16 protein-coding genes are annotated in these 18195 nt (G+C 50.6%); 9 read left to right on the forward strand and 7 right to left on the reverse strand.

From position 1 onward, the window contains the following. Position 1: 1 nt before the first annotated feature. From ssuD to ssuE, 3 genes are read right to left on the reverse strand one after another with little or no spacing between them, the layout of a single operon-like run. Positions 2 to 1147 (reverse strand): FMNH2-dependent alkanesulfonate monooxygenase, encoded by a 1146-nt coding sequence (gene ssuD / locus EFER_RS05480; protein WP_000056012.1) that lies wholly within the window; start codon positions 1145 to 1147, stop codon positions 2 to 4. Continuing rightward, on the reverse strand, positions 1144 to 2103 hold the full coding sequence (ssuA, locus tag EFER_RS05485) for an aliphatic sulfonate ABC transporter substrate-binding protein SsuA (protein WP_001226258.1): 960 nt from the start codon (positions 2101 to 2103) through the stop codon (positions 1144 to 1146). The genes ssuD and ssuA overlap by 4 nt, the downstream gene beginning before the upstream one ends. Continuing rightward, positions 2096 to 2671 carry an NADPH-dependent FMN reductase gene (ssuE, locus tag EFER_RS05490; RefSeq protein ID WP_001263930.1) on the reverse strand — a complete coding sequence of 192 codons (576 nt, stop codon included), beginning with the start codon at positions 2669 to 2671 and terminating at the stop codon, positions 2096 to 2098. Before ssuE ends, ssuA begins: the two co-directional genes overlap by 8 nt. Before the next feature lie 236 nt (positions 2672 to 2907). On the opposite strand from ssuE, the gene pyrD reads away from it, so the two are divergent. Together pyrD and zapC are read left to right on the forward strand one after the other, a co-directional pair. Further along, positions 2908 to 3918, forward strand: a complete 1011-nt coding sequence (gene pyrD, locus EFER_RS05495; RefSeq protein ID WP_002431618.1) for a quinone-dependent dihydroorotate dehydrogenase — start codon at positions 2908 to 2910, stop codon at positions 3916 to 3918. A gap of 173 nt (positions 3919 to 4091) precedes the next feature. Then, positions 4092 to 4634 (forward strand): cell division protein ZapC, encoded by a 543-nt coding sequence (gene zapC, locus EFER_RS05500; RefSeq protein WP_001220658.1) that lies wholly within the window; start codon positions 4092 to 4094, stop codon positions 4632 to 4634. On the opposite strand, the gene ycbX is transcribed toward zapC, so the two are convergent. Continuing rightward, positions 4631 to 5740, reverse strand: coding sequence for a 6-N-hydroxylaminopurine resistance protein YcbX (ycbX, locus tag EFER_RS05505; RefSeq protein WP_000224287.1), 1110 nt, complete (start codon positions 5738 to 5740; stop codon positions 4631 to 4633). The genes zapC and ycbX overlap by 4 nt on opposite strands. Before the next feature lie 97 nt (positions 5741 to 5837). Here ycbX and rlmKL point away from each other — a divergent pair, with 97 nt between their 5' ends. The 6 genes from rlmKL (at position 5838) to rmf (ending at position 13870) form a co-directional block, all read left to right on the forward strand. After that, complete coding sequence (rlmKL, locus tag EFER_RS05510) at positions 5838 to 7946, forward strand: bifunctional 23S rRNA (guanine(2069)-N(7))-methyltransferase RlmK/23S rRNA (guanine(2445)-N(2))-methyltransferase RlmL (RefSeq protein WP_001086533.1); 2109 nt, start codon at positions 5838 to 5840, stop codon at positions 7944 to 7946. A gap of 11 nt (positions 7947 to 7957) precedes the next feature. Next, a complete protein-coding gene (locus EFER_RS05515) occupies positions 7958 to 9865 on the forward strand; it encodes an ABC transporter ATP-binding protein (RefSeq protein ID WP_000053109.1) in 1908 nt (635 codons plus the stop codon). A 129-nt stretch (positions 9866 to 9994) separates the two neighbouring features. Continuing rightward, complete coding sequence (gene pqiA, locus EFER_RS05520; protein ID WP_000333156.1) at positions 9995 to 11242, forward strand: membrane integrity-associated transporter subunit PqiA; 1248 nt, start codon at positions 9995 to 9997, stop codon at positions 11240 to 11242. A gap of 4 nt (positions 11243 to 11246) precedes the next feature. Then, complete coding sequence (gene pqiB, locus EFER_RS05525) at positions 11247 to 12887, forward strand: intermembrane transport protein PqiB (protein WP_000444390.1); 1641 nt, start codon at positions 11247 to 11249, stop codon at positions 12885 to 12887. Next, the gene (pqiC, locus tag EFER_RS05530) at positions 12884 to 13447 is read left to right on the forward strand and encodes a membrane integrity-associated transporter subunit PqiC (protein ID WP_000759111.1); all 564 of its coding nucleotides are present in this window, start codon (positions 12884 to 12886) and stop codon (positions 13445 to 13447) included. Before pqiB ends, pqiC begins: the two co-directional genes overlap by 4 nt. Before the next feature lie 255 nt (positions 13448 to 13702). Further along, positions 13703 to 13870: a ribosome modulation factor gene (rmf, locus tag EFER_RS05535; RefSeq protein ID WP_000828648.1), complete on the forward strand. Its 168-nt coding sequence runs from the start codon at positions 13703 to 13705 to the stop codon at positions 13868 to 13870. A 66-nt stretch (positions 13871 to 13936) separates the two neighbouring features. Here the strand turns inward: rmf and fabA are convergent, their stop codons facing one another. Both fabA and EFER_RS05545 read right to left on the reverse strand, forming a co-directional pair. After that, positions 13937 to 14455, reverse strand: a complete 519-nt coding sequence (gene fabA, locus EFER_RS05540; RefSeq protein ID WP_000227930.1) for a 3-hydroxyacyl-[acyl-carrier-protein] dehydratase FabA — start codon at positions 14453 to 14455, stop codon at positions 13937 to 13939. A gap of 68 nt (positions 14456 to 14523) precedes the next feature. After that, the gene (locus tag EFER_RS05545) at positions 14524 to 16284 is read right to left on the reverse strand and encodes an AAA family ATPase (RefSeq protein WP_000156542.1); all 1761 of its coding nucleotides are present in this window, start codon (positions 16282 to 16284) and stop codon (positions 14524 to 14526) included. 184 nt (positions 16285 to 16468) lie between these two features. Between EFER_RS05545 and matP the strand changes: the two genes are divergently transcribed. After that, complete coding sequence (matP, locus tag EFER_RS05550) at positions 16469 to 16924, forward strand: macrodomain Ter protein MatP (protein WP_000877154.1); 456 nt, start codon at positions 16469 to 16471, stop codon at positions 16922 to 16924. 54 nt (positions 16925 to 16978) lie between these two features. On the opposite strand, the gene ompA is transcribed toward matP, so the two are convergent. Continuing rightward, positions 16979 to 18034: a porin OmpA gene (ompA, locus tag EFER_RS05555; RefSeq protein WP_024256413.1), complete on the reverse strand. Its 1056-nt coding sequence runs from the start codon at positions 18032 to 18034 to the stop codon at positions 16979 to 16981. Positions 18035 to 18195 lie beyond the last annotated feature (161 nt).

Here is an 18195-nt window from a genome sequence, read left to right on the forward strand (position 1 = left end):
CTTAGCTTTGCGCGACGTTACGGGGGATGAAATCATTCGCCACCGCTTCGCCTTGCGGATTCAGCAGTTGTGGCTGAGGAATTTCCGGGATGGCAACATCCAGATGCGGGAACAGCAACTCGCCAATCCGATACGCTTCTTCCAGATGCGGATAACCAGAAAGCACAAAGCTGTCGATGCCAAGCGCGGCGTATTCGTTGATTCGCGCGGCGACCGTCGGACCATCGCCCACCAACGCCGTCCCGGCACCGCCGCGCACTAAGCCAACGCCCGCCCATAAATTGGGGCTGATCTCCAGATTGTCGCGCTTGCCGTTATGTAGCGCCGCCATTCGCTGTTGCCCCACGGAATCCGTGCGGGCAAACGCGGCTTGTGCTTTAGCGATGGTCTCATCATCAAGATGGGAGATTAAGCGTTCAGCGGCCTGCCACGCTTCGTCGTTGGTTTCGCGGACAATCACATGCAGGCGAATACCGAAACGAATTTTGCGTCCATGTGCGGCAGCTTTTGCACGAACATGCGCGATCTTCTCTTTTACCAGTTCAGGCGGTTCGCCCCAGGTGAGATAAAGATCAACCTGTTCAGCGGCCAGATCCTGGGCGACATCTGACGATCCGCCAAAGTAAAGCGGAGGATAAGGCTGTTGAATCGGCGGGAAGAGCAGTTTGGCTCCGCGTACATGAATATGTTTGCCGTTGAAATCCACAGTCTCGCCAAGCAACAACCGCCGCCAGACCTGGGTAAATTCTGCCGAGGCTTCGTAACGCTCGCTATGATCAAGGAACACGCCGTCGCCTGCCAGTTCTTGGGGATCGCTGCCTGTGACCAGGTTAAACAACGCACGTCCGTTAGAGAGACGGTCAAGCGTGGCGGCCTGGCGGGCGGCAACGGTAGGTGAGGTTACGCTGGGGCGCAGGGCGACAAGAAACTTCAGCCGTTGTGTCACCGGGATCATCGACGCCGCCACCAGCCACGCATCTTCACACGATCGCCCCGTCGGGATCAGCACACCGGTATAGCCCAGACGATCCGCCACTTGCGCAATTTGTTGCAGATAACCGTGATCAACCGAACGTGAACCTTCTTCCGTTCCCAGATAATGCCCGTCACCGTGGGTCGGTAAAAACCAGAACATATTCAGACTCATAATTGTTTTCCTTCCAGTTGAGAGGGCTGCCAGATGCGCTGGCGAATATCGACTTTTTTCGGTACCAGACGGTTTTCATAAAACAGATCTGCCGTTTGCTGCTGTAAGGCGGCAACATCGGCGTTAACCGGTTTGATGGTGGTAGGAGGGCGATGATCTAAGTAAGAGGCAATCACCGGTGCCGGTAAACCCATTGTTTTTGCCAGTAAAGGGATGCTTTGCTTACGCTGACTGCGGGTTAACGCATCGGCCTCACTAAAGGTTGCCAGCACGCCCTGAATAAAAGCGCCGTTTTTTTCTGCATACGGACGGGCAGCCAGATAAAACGATCCTGTTTGATTGAGACCGGTGCCATCTTTCAGCACTCGCACGCCGCCCTGTAATAATGCAGCGGAGTAGTAGGGATCCCAGATAGCCCAGGCGTCGACGTTACCTTGCTGGAACGCGGCGCGGGCATCGGCGGGCGTCAGGTAAGTGGGCTGGATATCCGTGAATTTAAGCCCGGCCTGGCGTAGTGCGCGCAGTAAAAGGTTGTGTGAACTGGAACCTTTCTGAAAAGCAACTTTGTGACCTTTAAGATCGGCTACGGTTTTGATCGGGCTGTTTTCTGCCACCAGAATCACTTCGGCTTTGGGCTTCGGCGGCTCGACGCCCACATATACCAAATCAGCCCCGGCAGCCTGGGCAAAGATTGGCGGAATATCTCCGGTACTGCCGAGATCAATACTGCCAACGTTTAACGCTTCCAACATTTGCGGACCCGCGGGGAACTCCACCCAGGAGATTTTTGTTTGCGGATAGCGTTTTTCCAGCATTTGGTAATTTTTCGCCAGTACCGAACTGATATTGCTTTTCTGATAGCCAATCCTTAACGCCTCTGGCGAAGACTCTGCGGCAATCGCAAGTGTGGAGACGCTGAGTAATCCCGCCAGCGCCAGTTTAATGATCTTACGCATGGGCATTACCTCGCAGAGACAGAAGATCGGGAACCTGAACATCGCGGCGGTGCAGCGCCTGCCAGAAGGTGTCGAGCGCGGCATCAAGACGGGTTTGCAGATTTGGCGTGAACTGGGGTTTGTGGTGGTAATCAATCACCTGCGAGTCATCGGCAAATACGCCGTGCAGGATCTCCTGGGCTTTCAGTGCGCTTAAAACCGGTTTAAGTGCGTAATCGACTGCCAGTAGATGGGCCACCGTGCCGCCCGTTGCCAGCGGCAGCACCACTTTGCCTTGCAAAGCGCGTTCTGGCAGCAGATCGAGCAGGGTTTTCAGCGCTCCGGAATAGGCGGCTTTATACACTGGCGTGGCGACAATCAACCCATCGGCCTGTTGCAATTGTTCGGTGAAGGTTTTTAGCGCCGGACTATCGAAACGGGCATAGAGCAGATCTTCCGGGGCGAAGTTTTGCAGATTCCAGTGATAAACCTCTACATCCAGGCCATTTAGTTTTTCCCGCGCATATTCCAGCAAGGAGCTGGAGCGAGAAGGAAAGCGAGGACTACCCGCCAGGGTGATGACACGCATACTCTCTCCTTATAACCAATTGTTCTTGTTTTGTTAACATTGATAACAATTAGGTCAGTCTGACAGAGGGCGTCCGCGAGTCGAAATGATTTATCTGAGGAAGAAAAGCCAAAAAAAGCATAAAAAAAGCGCAATAAGAAAACGTTTGCTATTTTTTGCCGCAGGTCAATTCACTTTTGAACCGAACTCGCACATAATACGCCCCCGGTTTGCACACCGGGAATCCAGGAGAGTTCATGTACTACCCCTTCGTTCGTAAAGCCCTTTTCCAGCTCGATCCAGAGCGCGCTCATGAGTTTACTTTTCAGCAATTACGCCGCATTACAGGTACTCCGTTTGAAGCACTTGTCCGGCAGAAAGTACCTGTTAAACCTGTCAGTTGCATGGGGCTGACATTTAAAAATCCGCTTGGTCTTGCCGCTGGTCTGGATAAAGACGGGGAGTGTATTGACGCGTTAGGCGCAATGGGGTTTGGCTCGATTGAGATCGGCACTGTAACGCCGCGTCCACAACCTGGAAATGACAAACCGCGTCTTTTCCGCCTGGTTGATGCCGAAGGGCTGATCAATCGAATGGGCTTTAACAATCTCGGGGTGGATAATCTTATTGAGAATGTAAAAAAAGCCCATTATGACGGCGTCCTGGGTATTAACATCGGCAAAAATAAAGATACACCGGTGGAGCAGGGTAAAGATGACTATCTGATTTGTATGGATAAAATTTATCCTTATGCTGGTTATATCGCCATCAATATTTCCTCGCCGAATACACCGGGATTACGCACCCTGCAATATGGTGAAGCGCTCGATGATTTATTAATCGCGATCAAAAATAAACAAAACGATCTGCAAAAGATCCATCAAAAATATGTGCCGATCGCAGTGAAGATCGCGCCGGATCTTTCTGAAGAAGAATTGATCCAGGTTGCCGATAGTTTAGTTCGCCATAATATTGATGGCGTTATTGCGACCAATACCACACTTGATCGCTCTCTGGTACAGGGAATGAAAAATTGCGATCAAACCGGTGGCTTAAGCGGTCGTCCGCTTCAGTTAAAAAGCACAGAAATTATTCGCCGCTTATCACAGGAATTAAACGGTCGTTTACCGATCATCGGTGTTGGCGGCATTGACTCGGTTATCGCTGCACGTGAAAAGATTGCTGCGGGTGCAACGCTGGTGCAAATTTATTCGGGATTTATTTTTAAAGGACCGCCTTTGATTAAAGAAATCGTTAGCAATATCTGATTAATTTCTCCTTTTTAACGTTATGAGACAACCGGGGCTTTATTTCCAGCCCTGGTTGTTTTATATTCCTTACCTGTTGCTTATTTATACATTTTAGTCTTTTCTTATTTAGGGCAATAAACGAAGCGGCAAAGGACAATGTTGCGCAGAATGATTTAGGTGGGAGAATCCGCATGCGAATTAAACCTGACGATAACTGGCGCTGGTATTATGATGAAGAGCACGATCGAATGATGCTCGATTTAGCCAATGGTATGTTATTTCGCTCGCGTTTTGCTCGTAAAATGCTCACGCCAGATGCCTTTAATCCCTCCGGTTTTTGTGTTGATGATGCAGCGCTCTATTTTTCTTTTGAAGAAAAATGCCGTGACCTGCCGTTATCCAAAGAACAGAAAGCTGAGTTAGTGCTTAATGCACTGGTAGCAATTCGTTATCTCAAGCCGCAAATGCCGAAAAGCTGGCATTTTATATCTCATGGCGAAATGTGGGCACCAATGCCCGGTGATGCCGCTTGTGTCTGGTTGAGCGATACTCACGAGCAGGTCAATTTGCTGGTCGTTGAATCTGGCGAAAATGCTGCACTGTGCCTGTTGGCGCAACCCTGCGTTGTTATTGCTGGTCGCGCGATGCAGTTGGGGGACGCCATCAAAATCATGAATGACAGGCTGAAACCGCAGGTTAATGTTGACAGTTTCAGCCTCGAACAGGCAGTTTAACGCGCTAGTTTGAGCGCAGTCTTCGGCACACAACTACAGCAAAGAATAGTGCCATCATTGCTGATTGCTGATTTTTTGAGCGGTGTGACTTCGCCTTCTAAAAGCTGAACACGGCAGCTTCCACAAATGCCCGCGCGGCAAGAATAAGGGATACGAATTCCCCGATTTTCTAATTGCTCCAGCAGAACCTGTTGGTTATTTCCACGAAATGCCTGCCCTTGCCAGTCAATATCTACATTTGCGTCCGGTTGCTGCGCGGCGTCGACGGTATCGTCCACGGCAGCTGCGCCGTAAACTTTCGCCGGAGCCGTTGCCAGAATTTCCACCTCGTCGCCAACGCGAATCACGCCACTATTACGGGCAATTAAATTCTGACCAAAATCGACATCGCCGTTATCCTGGGCTGTTCGGAAAGATTGCAATGTTTTTAATGGTTCGCCTGCCGGATGTTTTTGCCCTTTTTCTGGGCTGACGGTGGTGAAAATACAGCGGCTACAAGGTTTAACCACATCAAACACCACATCACCAATACGAATCACTTTCCAGCTATCTTCTTCCCAGGCCGACGCACCGGAAACCACCAGATTGGGGCGGAATTGCTCCATTTTTACACTGGCCGGACAACGTTGTTGGAGATCACGTAACGAGGCTTCGTTAGCAAGAAGGTAAGGATAGCCATCAGCAAATGACAGAGGTACAGTGTTGTGGCGTTTCACGCGCCGGGTCATTTGTGGCCCCACCCAGCGCAATTGGACTTCGCGGGAGAAAAATCCACTTAACCATTTGTTGATCGCGTCCGGTGCAATTCGCGCAGTAAAATGTGTACCCCAAACTTCGGTTGGGGCGTCTTGTGTGGCGAAATCAGCAAGACGAACATATGCGCTACTGCCATCTGGTGCGGTGAGATGCAAGCCATCATGCACAGGTGAAGGAGTAAACCGTACCATCTGGGGAAACTGGCGAGCGGTAATAAACGTACCGTCAGGTTCCGTGATCATAAAGATGCGATCGAAGGCAAGACCACTGACATCTGCCAGAGCATGTGTAAGACCAATGCCGCGCATCGATTTAACAGGATGAATAAAAAGCCGGGTTAATGTCGCCACGGTGCGGTCCTCAAATGAAAATAAGCCCTCAACTTTATGACATGACGCGCTTATTAGCTATAATGCGCAACAATTTTCTTAGAGTAAAAGTGACGATATGAATTCTCTGTTTGCCAGTACGGCCCGTGGGCTGGAAGAGCTGTTAAAAACTGAACTGGAAAACCTGGGGGCCGTTGAATGCCAGGTGGTTCAGGGTGGGGTCCATTTTAAGGGCGACACACGGCTTGTTTACCAGAGCCTGATGTGGAGCCGCCTGGCCTCGCGTATTATGTTGCCGCTGGGCGAGTGTAAGGTTTACAGTGATTTAGACCTCTATCTCGGCGTTCAGGCGATCAACTGGACAGAGATGTTTAATCCTGGCGCGACCTTCGCTGTCCATTTCAGTGGTTTAAATGACACCATTCGCAACAGTCAGTACGGTGCGATGAAAGTGAAAGACGCGATTGTCGATGCTTTCACGCGGAAAAATCTGCCGCGTCCAAATGTTGATCGCGATGCGCCGGATATCCGCGTTAACGTCTGGCTGCATAAAGAAACTGCCAGTATCGCCCTTGATCTCAGTGGTGATGGTTTACATCTGCGTGGCTATCGCGATCGTGCTGGTATTGCGCCGATCAAAGAAACCCTGGCAGCCGCGATTGTGATGCGATCCGGCTGGCAGCCAGGAACACCGCTGCTCGATCCGATGTGTGGTTCCGGTACGTTGCTGATTGAAGCGGCGATGCTGGCGACCGATCGCGCACCAGGCTTGCACCGTGGGCGTTGGGGCTTTAGCGGCTGGGCGCAGCATGATGAAGCTATCTGGCAGGAAGTGAAAGCGGAAGCGCAAACTCGCGCCCGTAAAGGCCTGGCGGAGTACAGCTCTCATTTTTACGGTTCGGACAGCGACGCACGGGTGATTCAACGTGCGCGCACTAACGCCCGTCTTGCGGGGATTGGTGAACTGATCACCTTTGAGGTGAAAGATGTCGCGCAACTGACCAATCCGCTGCCGAAAGGGCCGTACGGTACAGTGTTGAGCAATCCGCCATACGGTGAACGTCTGGACAGCGAACCGGCGCTGATTGCACTGCATAGCCTGCTGGGCCGAATCATGAAAAACCAGTTCGGTGGCTGGAATCTCTCTTTGTTTAGTGCCTCGCCGGATCTGCTCAGCTGCCTGCAGCTGCGTGCAGACAAACAGTACAAGGCGAAAAACGGCCCGCTGGACTGCGTACAGAAAAATTATCACGTTGCCGAAAGCACACCAGACAGCAAACCGGCAATGGTAGCGGAAGACTACGCCAACCGCCTGCGTAAGAACCTCAAAAAATTCGAGAAGTGGGCTCGCCAGGAAGGGATTGAATGTTACCGCCTGTATGACGCCGATCTGCCGGAATATAACGTTGCCGTTGATCGTTATGCCGGCTGGGTGGTAGTGCAGGAGTATGCGCCGCCAAAAACGATTGATGCGCACAAAGCGCGTCAGCGTCTGTTCGATATTATCGCTGCAACCATTTCTGTACTGGGGATTGCGCCAAACAAACTGGTGCTGAAAACCCGTGAACGCCAGAAGGGCAAAAATCAGTACCAGAAACTGGGCGAGAAGGGCGAGTTTCTTGAAGTTACCGAATATAACGCTCACTTGTGGGTGAACCTGACGGATTACCTCGATACCGGTCTGTTCCTCGATCACCGTATCGCCCGTCGTATGCTCGGTCAGATGAGCAAAGGCAAAGATTTCCTCAACCTGTTCTCCTATACCGGTAGCGCCACCGTGCATGCGGGATTAGGCGGTGCACGCAGCACCACCACCGTGGATATGTCGCGTACTTATCTGGAGTGGGCAGAACGCAACCTGCGTCTGAATGGCTTAACTGGCCGAGCGCATCGCCTGATTCAGGCCGATTGCCTGGCATGGCTGCGTGAGGCAAATGAACAGTTCGATCTGATCTTTATTGATCCGCCAACCTTCTCTAACTCAAAACGAATGGAAGATGCGTTTGATGTTCAGCGCGATCATCTGGCGCTGATGAAAGATTTGAAACGTCTGCTGCGTGCTGGTGGGACGATCATGTTCTCGAACAACAAACGTGGCTTCCGTATGGATCTTGACGGACTGGCAAAACTGGGGCTGAAAGCACAAGAAATTACGCAAAAAACGCTCTCCCAGGATTTTGCCCGTAACCGCCAGATCCACAACTGCTGGCTGATTACCGCAGCCTGAAAGGAATAGTAATGTCATTAATCAGTATGCATGGCGCATGGCTGTCGTTCAGCGACGCGCCGCTTCTCGATAACGCAGAACTGCATATCGAAGATAACGAACGTGTTTGTCTGGTGGGGCGTAACGGCGCAGGCAAATCGACGTTAATGAAAATCCTCAACCGTGAACAGGGGCTGGATGACGGTCGCATTATTTACGAGCAAGATTTGATTGTAGCTCGTCTGCAACAGGATCCGCCGCGTAACGTTGAGGGTAGCGTTTATGATTTCGTTGCCGAAGGCATTGAAGAACAAGCGGAATACCTGAAACGCTATCACGATATTTCGCGCCTGGTGATGAACGACCCAAGCGAGAAAAATCTCAACGAACTGGCGAAGGTTCAGGAACAGCTGGATCACCACAACCTGTGGCAGTTGGAAAACCGCATTAACGAAGTGCTGGCACAGCTGGGGTTAGATCCTAACGTTGCGCTGTCGTCGCTTTCCGGCGGCTGGTTGCGTAAAGCGGCATTAGGACGCGCGCTGGTGAGCAATCCGCGCGTGTTGTTGCTCGACGAACCGACTAACCACCTTGATATCGAAACCATCGACTGGCTGGAAGGATTCCTCAAAACCTTCAATGGGACGATTATTTTCATCTCCCACGACCGTTCGTTTATCCGCAATATGGCGACGCGCATTGTTGATCTCGATCGCGGCAAGCTGGTGACCTATCCAGGGAATTACGACCAGTATCTGCTTGAAAAGGAAGAAGCCCTGCGTGTGGAAGAACTACAAAATGCCGAGTTCGATCGCAAACTGGCGCAGGAAGAGGTGTGGATCCGCCAGGGGATCAAAGCGCGCCGTACCCGTAATGAAGGCCGCGTACGCGCCCTGAAAGCAATGCGCCGTGAACGTAGCCAGCGCCGTGAGGTCATGGGGACGGCGAAGATGCAGGTGGAAGAGGCCAGCCGCTCCGGTAAGATCGTTTTCGAAATGGAAGACGTTTGCTACCAGGTTGACGGTAAGCAATTGGTGAAAGATTTTTCTGCCCAGGTTCAACGTGGCGACAAAATTGCCTTGATTGGTCCGAACGGCTGCGGCAAAACCACGCTGCTGAAACTGATGCTAGGTCAACTTCAACCAGATAGCGGACGTATTCACGTCGGTACCAAACTGGAAGTGGCTTATTTCGATCAGCACCGCGCGGAACTGGATCCCGATAAAACGGTGATGGATAACCTGGCCGAAGGCAAACAAGAGGTGATGGTAAATGGCAAACCACGCCATGTACTGGGTTATTTGCAGGACTTCCTGTTCCATCCGAAACGGGCGATGACGCCGGTACGTGCGCTATCTGGCGGTGAGCGTAACCGCTTGTTGTTGGCGCGTTTGTTCCTCAAACCAAGCAACTTATTGATTCTGGACGAACCGACCAACGATCTTGATGTCGAAACGCTGGAACTTCTGGAAGAACTGATTGACAGCTACCAGGGGACGGTATTGTTGGTGAGCCACGATCGTCAGTTTGTCGATAATACCGTAACAGAATGCTGGATCTTCGAAGGCAACGGTAAAATTGGTCGTTATGTTGGTGGCTATCATGACGCCCGTGGTCAGCAAGAGCAGTATGTGGCGCTTAAACAGCCTGCGGTGAAAAAAACCGAAGAAGCCGCCGCGCCAAAAGCAGAAACTGTAAAACGCAGCAGTAGCAAACTAAGCTATAAATTGCAGCGCGAACTGGAGCAGCTACCGCAATTGCTCGAAGATCTGGAGGCGAAGCTGGAAGCCCTACAGACGCAGGTGGCGGATGCTTCCTTCTTCAGTCAGCCGCATGAGCAGACGCAAAAAGTGCTCGCTGATATGGCTGCTGCGGAGCAGGAGCTGGAGCAAGCCTTTGAACGCTGGGAGTATCTTGAAGCGTTAAAAAATGGTGGCTGATCGCAAAATAGTCGATTTAAACAGAGGCTGCTGACAACGGTAAAATTGCCAGATGCGTAACGTTTATCTGGCACGAAAACCAGCGCTTTGTTAGCAATCTGTAAAATAGCGCATCATTAAGGAGTACCAATGTGCGAACATCATCATGCCGCGAAGCACATCCTGTGCTCGCAGTGTGACATGCTGGTGGCGTTACCGCGCCTTGAGCATGGTCAGAAAGCGGCATGTCCCCGGTGTGGCACAACGTTAACCGTGGCGTGGGATGCCCCTCGGCAGCGTCCCACCGCCTATGCGTTGGCTGCACTGTTCATGCTGTTGCTGTCCAACTTGTTTCCTTTTGTGAAAATGAACGTTGCAGGAGTCACCAGTGAAATTACATTACTGGAAATTCCCGGCGTGCTTTTTTCTGAGGACTACGCCAGCCTCGGCACCTTTTTCCTGTTGTTTGTGCAACTGGTTCCCGCGTTTTGCCTGATAACTATTCTGCTACTGGTTAATCGCGCGGAATTACCGGTCCGTTTAAAAGAGCAACTGGCACGGGTGCTTTTTCAACTCAAAACCTGGGGAATGGCGGAGATTTTCCTCGCCGGTGTGCTGGTGAGTTTCGTTAAACTGATGGCCTACGGCAGCATTGGTGTAGGCAGCAGCTTTCTCCCATGGTGTTTATTTTGTGTCCTGCAACTGCGCGCCTTTCAGTGCGTTGATCGTCGCTGGTTATGGGACGATATTGCCCCAATGCCAGAATTGCGCCAGCCGCTAAAACCGGGCGTCACGGGGATACGTCAGGGGCTGCGTTCGTGCTCCTGTTGCACGGCAATTCTTCCAGCTGGTGATCCAGTGTGCCCACGCTGTGGCACGAAAGGATACGTTCGACGTAGAAACAGCCTGCAATGGACACTCGCACTGCTTGTTACGTCCATCATGTTGTATCTTCCGGCGAATATTTTGCCCATCATGGTGACGGATTTATTAGGCTCGAAAATGCCGTCGACGATTCTTGCTGGTGTCATCTTATTATGGAGTGAAGGCTCTTATCCCGTTGCTGCGGTTATCTTCCTGGCCAGTATTATGGTGCCAACGTTAAAGATGATTGCGATTGGCTGGCTGTGCTGGGATGCCAAAGGGCATGGCAAGCGCGACAGTGAAAGAATGCATTTGATTTACGAAGTTGTAGAGTTTGTAGGCCGCTGGTCAATGATTGACGTTTTCGTCATCGCGGTGCTCTCGGCGCTGGTGCGTATGGGAGGTTTAATGAGTATTTATCCGGCAATGGGTGCATTAATGTTTGCTTTAGTCGTCATAATGACAATGTTTTCTGCGATGACGTTTGATCCGCGTTTGTCGTGGGATCGCCAACCAGAGCATAAGGAGTCCTGACAGTATGGAATCTAAAAGTGGGGAAGCCAAAATCCAGAAAGTGAGAAACTGGTCTCCCGTGTGGATATTTCCTATCGTTACGGCACTCATCGGGGCCTGGGTTCTTTTTTATCATTACAGTCATCAGGGGCCGGAAGTGACCCTGATTACCGCTAATGCGGAAGGGATCGAAGGTGGTAAGACGACAATCAAAAGCCGTAGCGTTGACGTCGGGGTGGTTGAAAGCGCCACTCTGGCTGATGATTTAACGCACGTTGAAATCAAGGCGCGTTTGAACTCCGGTATGGAGAAACTACTGCATAAAGATACGGTTTTTTGGGTGGTAAAACCACAGGTTGGTCGTGAAGGGATCAGTGGTCTCGGCACGTTGCTCTCCGGGGTTTATATTGAACTTCAACCAGGGGCAAAAGGCAGCAAGCAGACGAAGTATGATTTGCTTGATTCGCCACCCCTTGCGCCGCCAGATGCGAAAGGGATCCGTATTATTCTCGACAGTAAAAAAGCCGGGCAACTTTCTCCTGGGGATCCGGTGTTATTTCGTGGCTTTCGGGTTGGCTCGGTGGAAACCAGCACATTTGATACCCAAAAACGCAATATCAGTTATCAACTCTTTGTTAACGCACCTTACGACCGACTGGTAACCAGTAATGTCCGTTTCTGGAAAGACAGTGGTATTGCAGTGGATCTCACCTCGGCAGGTATGCGGGTGGAGATGGGATCGTTAACCACACTTCTTAGTGGTGGTGTCAGTTTTGATGTGCCTGAAGGGCTGGATTTAGGTCAACCAGTCGCACCGAAATCGGCGTTTGTGTTGTATGACGATCAACGCAGCATTCAGGACTCTCTGTATACCGATCATATTGATTATCTGATGTTCTTTAAAGATTCTGTCCGTGGTTTGCAACCCGGTGCGCCAGTGGAATTCCGTGGAATTCGTCTCGGTACGGTAAGTAAAGTGCCGTTCTTCGCACCGAATATGCGTCAGACCTTTAACGATGATTACCGTATTCCGGTACTGATTCGCATTGAACCGGAGCGGTTGAAAATGCAGTTGGGCGAAAATACGGATGTAGTCAAACATATGGCGGAGCTGTTGCAACGTGGTTTACGTGGTTCCCTAAAAACCGGCAATCTTGTCACCGGCGCGTTGTATGTGGATCTGGACTTCTATCCAAACACACCTGCAATCACAGGGGTACGTGAGTTTAATGGCTATCAGATTATCCCGACCGTTAGTGGTGGTCTGGCGCAAATCCAGCAACGCCTGATGGAAGCACTGGATAAGATCAATAAACTACCGTTGGATCCGATGATTGCTCAGGCGACAAATACGCTGAGCGAAAGTCAGCGCACCATGAAGAGCCTGCAAACAACAATGGATAGCATGAATAAGATAATCGCCAGCCAGTCGATGCAGCAACTTCCGGCAGACATGCAAAATACCCTGCGTGAGTTGAATCGCAGTATGCAGGGCTTCCAGCCTGGCTCCGCAGCCTACAACAAGATGGTGGCGGATATGCAGCGGCTTGATCAGGTATTGCGTGAATTGCAGCCAGTACTGAAAACGCTCAACGAGAAGAGTAACGCGCTGGTATTTGAAGCGAAGGACAAAAAAGATCCAGAGCCGAAGAGGGCGAAACAATGAAAAAGTGGCTAGTGACGATTGCGGCACTGTGGCTGGCCGGATGCAGCTCCGGCGAGATTAATAAAAACTATTACCAGTTACCTGTGGTGCAGAGCGGTACACAAAGTACCGCCAGCCAGGGTAATCGCCTGTTATGGGTAGAGCAGGTCGCTGTTCCTGACTATCTGGCGGGGAATGGTGTGGTTTATCAAACCAGTGATGTGAAGTATGTGATTGCCAACAACAACTTGTGGGCCAGCCCGTTGGATCAACAGTTGCGCAACACCCTGGTTGCCAACCTGAGCACGCAACTGCCCGGCTGGGTGGTTGCCTCCCAGCCTCTGGGAAGCGCCCAGGACACGCTCAATGTTACCGTAACGGAGTTTAACGGTCGCTATGATGGCAAGGTCATTGTCAGTGGTGAGTGGCTGTTGAACCACCAGGGACAACTGATCAAACGTCCGTTCCGTCTGGAAGGGGTGCAAACTCAGGATGGTTACGATGAGATGGTTAAAGTGCTGGCCAGTGTCTGGAGTCAGGAAGCCTCTTCTATTGCGCAAGAGATAAAGCGTCTACCTTAATTATAAAGATTTGTAAATATAACCGTCTCCGGTTTGTTGCCTGAGGCGGTTTTTTTGTTTCTAACGTGTGGAAAAAGTTGTTCCTCTTCACATTTTTTGTACAACCGACATGCCCGTGTAGCTCACAAATATGACAGTGGTGTGAATTTTGCGCATTGACGGCAGTTATGATTCGCGGTATTGCTTAAGTGTGGTTGCATATTTAGTAATCACTGTTTTCTTTTCCACCAGAAACCAGTATGAGGGAAACGAGGCATGAAGAGACAAAAACGAGATCGCCTGGAACGGGCACATCAACGTGGTTATCAGGCCGGCATCGCCGGACGCTCAAAAGAAATGTGTCCCTATCAGACGCTGAATCAAAGGTCACAATGGCTGGGAGGCTGGCGAGAAGCCATGGCGGACAGGGTAGTAATGGCCTGATTCTGTCTCTTTAAAAAGAAACCTCCGTCTTGCGGAGGTTTCGCCTTTTTATCATCCTGAAAATAATCAGAACGAAGAAGTATCCTGGAACAGACCCACTTTCAGGTCGCTGGCGGTATAGATCAGACGACCATCAACCAGCACCTCGCCATCTGCCAGACCCATAATCAGACGACGATTAACAATGCGTTTAAAGTGAATACGGTAGGTCACTTTTTTCGCTGTTGGCAGAACCTGACCAGTGAATTTCACTTCACCTACGCCCAGTGCGCGACCTTTACCTTCGCCGCCCAACCATCCGAGATAGAATCCTACCAGCTGCCACATTGCGTCCAGTCCCAGGCATCCCGGCATAACCGGATCGCCAATGAAGTGGCATCCGAAGAACCACAGATCCGGATTGATATCCAGCTCTGCTTCAACATAACCTTTATCGTAGTTACCACCCGTTTCGGTCATTTTGACCACACGGTCCATCATCAGCATGTTTGGTGCTGGCAATTGCGGGCCTTTAGCGCCAAACAGTTCACCGCGACCAGAGGCAAGAAGGTCTTCTTTTGTATAGGATTCGCGTTTATCTACCATGTTCTCAGTAAGCCTTATTTTATTGAAGCACGCAGGATAGCTAACACGTGTACGCTGAACAAGTCCGATCAGTTCGGGATAAACCAGTTCAGCCAGCGTAATGGCCAGGGAAAACGATGACGACCTTCCTGTTGCGATGCTTGCGCAATACGCTCCTGAATGGTTTGCATCAACGTTGTCTGGCCTTCACCATCCCACACCAGATTTAAGAGTAGCGGTAAAGCATCAGTGACATCATCCACCGCCCAGATAGTGAATTTCTCTTCTTCAACTGCTTTTAGCAACTCACTATGCAAGCTGAGATGTCGCACGTTTGCGCTCGGAATGATAACCCCTTGCTTGCCAGACAACTCACGCTGCTGGCAGATAGCGAAGAAGCCTTCAATTTTTTCATTGAGTCCACCGACCGGCTGGGCGCGCCCAAACTGATCCACAGATCCAGTAATCGCAATGCTTTGATTAACCGGAACATCGGCAAGGGCGCTGATTAACGCACACAGCTCTGCCATTGAGGCGCTGTCACCATCAACTTCACTATAGGACTGTTCAAAAGTGAGCGAGGCCGAAAAAGGGATCTGCTGTTCCAGTTGCAGTTCTGACATCAGGAACGCCTGCATGATCATCATCCCTTTGGCGTGAATATTGCCGCCGAGTTCCGCTTTACGTTCGATGTCAGTAAATTCACCATCGCCAATATGAACAACGCAGCTGATGCGTGACGGTTCGCCAAAAGCGCGTGGATGCCCAGGAAATTCAATAACCGAAAGGGCGTTAATTTGCCCAACACGCTCGCCTTCGGTTTCAATCAGAATCTGTTCTTGCAGGATTTCATCTTGCATCCGCTCAGCCAGGAAACCTTCTCGCCACTGTCTTTGTGCCAGCATGAGCGATAATTGTTCGCCACTACAGGTGTTGCCTTCGCACAAAGGCGCCACTTCTTTTAACTGACGTGTAATCCACTGTGGATCAAGTGGTAACGTTTCTTGCTCACCGGTATAGCGCACGCCTTCACGAATCAGTACTTGCCAGGCATCAGTGGCAGGTAAGGGCAGATTCTTACGCGTGGCGATTTGCCTTACCCATTGACACCATTGCGTCATCGACCCGGCATCGACAATCTGTAAGGTATCTTCGAATTCGCTGTAAATTGCCTGGGCATAAAGTTCTGGTTCCATCTCCTGAAAATCAGCCAGTAGTTCACGTTCCCCCACCAAAATCACTTTCAGGGTAAGTGGCATTGAAGGAACAGAGACTGGCAGTGGTCGAGATTCATCGAATGCAACCCAGTCAAATCGTCCATGGGTAACAATGGATTTCAAACGCATCCACAGCAATGGTTGTGCAAGTAGAGTGCGCAACGAAATTATCAACACTCCACCATTTGCCTGATGTACCAGGCCTGGTTGTAGAGTGATATCGCCATTGAATTGACGCAGACAGCCAAACAGTTGCTCCGCTTCAACCCAGTCGGCGCTGACAACCTGCGTCATAGTCGCAAAGTTGTCATCCCGGTGGGTAGCCGGTTTGTAGCGAATACTATTCCCGGAGATTTCATAATGCCCACCTGTTAGTTGGTTGGCATTACTGAATAAGGTGCTTGTGGCTTCTGACAGAAGTTCCAGGTACTCGCGCTCTTCCGGGGCCTTTGCCAACATAAACGGGGAGGCGACCCACGGTTGCATTAGTTGCTCCAGGGCAAACAGCAGGCGTGGCTGAGTATCACTGAGTAAGGTGTCGTTTTCGTCCGTTAAATGTGGCTGAGAAAAAATATCCTGATAACTGTCTGTATCAGGAACGAGATCGCGCCATGAAAGTTTCGTAATGGTCAAAATTGAGATTTTTTAGTCAATTGTAAAAGGAAAGATTATACCGTAAGCGGTCCGGCGGCACACCTGAATTGCACAGACTAACATAAAGGGTTAGCGGTATCTGTCACAGGCTGGAGATTCTTTTCATCTCTTGCCTGAAAAACTGGTATTCTGATAGTAGTGACAGGGTAACATTGAGATCGCCATGAAATATCAACAACTTGAAAATCTCGAAAGCGGTTGGAAGTGGAAATACCTGGTGAAAAAGCATCGTGAAGGGGAGTTGATCACCCGTTACATTGAGGCCAGTGCTGCCCAGGAAGCCGTGGATCTACTACTGACGCTGGAAAATGAGCCAGTGAAAGTGAATGACTGGATTGCAAAACACATGAATCCGGCATTAGTTAATCGTATGAAGCAGACGATTCGCGCCAGACGTAAGCGCCATTTTAATGCGGAGCATCAGCATACGCGGAAGAAATCTATCGACCTTGAATTTATGGTCTGGCAGCGACTGGCGGGGCTTGCGCATCGGCGTGGTAAAACACTGTCGGAAACAATTGTGCAATTAATCGAAGACGCCGAGCATAAAGAGAAGTACGCCAATACTATGTCGTCGTTGAAACAGGATTTACAGGCCCTGCTAGGAAAAAATGATTAGTAGCAGTAATAAACAAAAAACCCCGCATAAAGCGGGGTTTTTTCAGGACGGAACTTAAGCCTGCGGCTGAGTTACAACGTCTTTGATACCTTTAACTTCGATCTCTACGCGACGATCCGGAGCCAGGCAATCGATCAGTGCAGCACGCTGTTTCACGTTGTCACAGGTGTTGCCAGTAACCGGGTTGGATTCGCCCATACCACGTGCGGAGATCTTGTCTGCCGGGATACCTTTGGAGATCAGGTAATCAACAACAGACTGAGCACGACGCTCGGACAGACCCTGGTTGTATGCGTCAGAACCGATGCGGTCGGTGTAACCCAGAACAACTACGGAACCGTCTTTCGGATCCAGGTTGCTCAGCTGGCTGTACAGCTGATCCAGAGCAGCCTGACCTTCCGGTTTCAGGGTTGCTTTGTTGAAGTTGAACAGAACGTCAGACTTCAGAGTGAAGTGCTTGGTCTGTACTTCCGGTGCCGGAGCTGGAGCCGGAGCAACTACTGGAGCTGCTTCGCCCTGACCGAAACGGTAGGAAACACCCAGGCTCAGCAGACCGTTGTCTGGACGAGTACCGATGGTGTTAGCGTCACCGATGTTGTTGGTCCACTGGTATTCCAGACGAGTAGCGATTTCTGGAGTGATGGCCCATTCAACACCACCTGCGAATACCGGAGAAACGCCGGTATCGTGGTTTTTCTCAGATTCACCAGTCACGTTGTTGTGAGCTTTGGTGTCTGCACGCCAAACCATACCACCCAGACGAGTATAGATGTCCAGGTCGTCAGTGATTGGGTAACCCAGTTTAGCGGTCAGTTGAACGCCCTGAGCTTTGTATGCACCGTTTTCAACGCTGCCTTTGTACGGCATACGACCTAACCAGTCGTAACCCATTTCAAAGCCAACATACGGGTTAACCTGGTAACCACCAAAAGCACCAGCGCCCAGTTGGTTTTCATGGGTCGGGCCATTGTTGTCGATGAAACCAGTGTCATGGTACTGGGACCAGCCCAGTTTAGCACCGGTGTACCAGGTGTTATCTTTCGGAGCGGCCTGCGCTACGGTAGCGAAACCAGCCAGTGCCACTGCAATCGCGATAGCTGTCTTTTTCATTTTTTGCGCCTCGTTATCATCCAAAATACGCCATGAATATCTCCAACGAGATAACACGGTTAAATCCTTCACCGGGGGTATCTGCTCAATTGTTACTCTGCCGATAGATTCGGCTTATGCCGAGCACCCCTGGCGATGTAAAGTCTACAACGTAGTTGAAA

This window comes from Escherichia fergusonii ATCC 35469, assembly GCF_000026225.1.
GTDB classification, from domain to species: Bacteria; Pseudomonadota; Gammaproteobacteria; order Enterobacterales; family Enterobacteriaceae; genus Escherichia; species Escherichia fergusonii.

Coding starts and splice junctions, on each gene's coding strand:
- ssuD (WP_000056012.1), bottom strand. CDS start 1,147: ATGAGTCTGAATATGTTCTGGTTTTTACCGACCCACGGTGACGGGCAT.
- ssuA (WP_001226258.1), bottom strand. CDS start 2,103: ATGCGTAAGATCATTAAACTGGCGCTGGCGGGATTACTCAGCGTCTCC.
- ssuE (WP_001263930.1), bottom strand. CDS start 2,671: ATGCGTGTCATCACCCTGGCGGGTAGTCCTCGCTTTCCTTCTCGCTCC.
- pyrD (WP_002431618.1), top strand. CDS start 2,908: ATGTACTACCCCTTCGTTCGTAAAGCCCTTTTCCAGCTCGATCCAGAG.
- zapC (WP_001220658.1), top strand. CDS start 4,092: ATGCGAATTAAACCTGACGATAACTGGCGCTGGTATTATGATGAAGAG.
- rlmKL (WP_001086533.1), top strand. CDS start 5,838: ATGAATTCTCTGTTTGCCAGTACGGCCCGTGGGCTGGAAGAGCTGTTA.
- EFER_RS05515 (WP_000053109.1), top strand. CDS start 7,958: ATGTCATTAATCAGTATGCATGGCGCATGGCTGTCGTTCAGCGACGCG.
- pqiA (WP_000333156.1), top strand. CDS start 9,995: ATGTGCGAACATCATCATGCCGCGAAGCACATCCTGTGCTCGCAGTGT.
- pqiB (WP_000444390.1), top strand. CDS start 11,247: ATGGAATCTAAAAGTGGGGAAGCCAAAATCCAGAAAGTGAGAAACTGG.
- pqiC (WP_000759111.1), top strand. CDS start 12,884: ATGAAAAAGTGGCTAGTGACGATTGCGGCACTGTGGCTGGCCGGATGC.
- rmf (WP_000828648.1), top strand. CDS start 13,703: ATGAAGAGACAAAAACGAGATCGCCTGGAACGGGCACATCAACGTGGT.
- fabA (WP_000227930.1), bottom strand. CDS start 14,455: ATGGTAGATAAACGCGAATCCTATACAAAAGAAGACCTTCTTGCCTCT.
- matP (WP_000877154.1), top strand. CDS start 16,469: ATGAAATATCAACAACTTGAAAATCTCGAAAGCGGTTGGAAGTGGAAA.
- ompA (WP_024256413.1), bottom strand. CDS start 18,034: ATGAAAAAGACAGCTATCGCGATTGCAGTGGCACTGGCTGGTTTCGCT.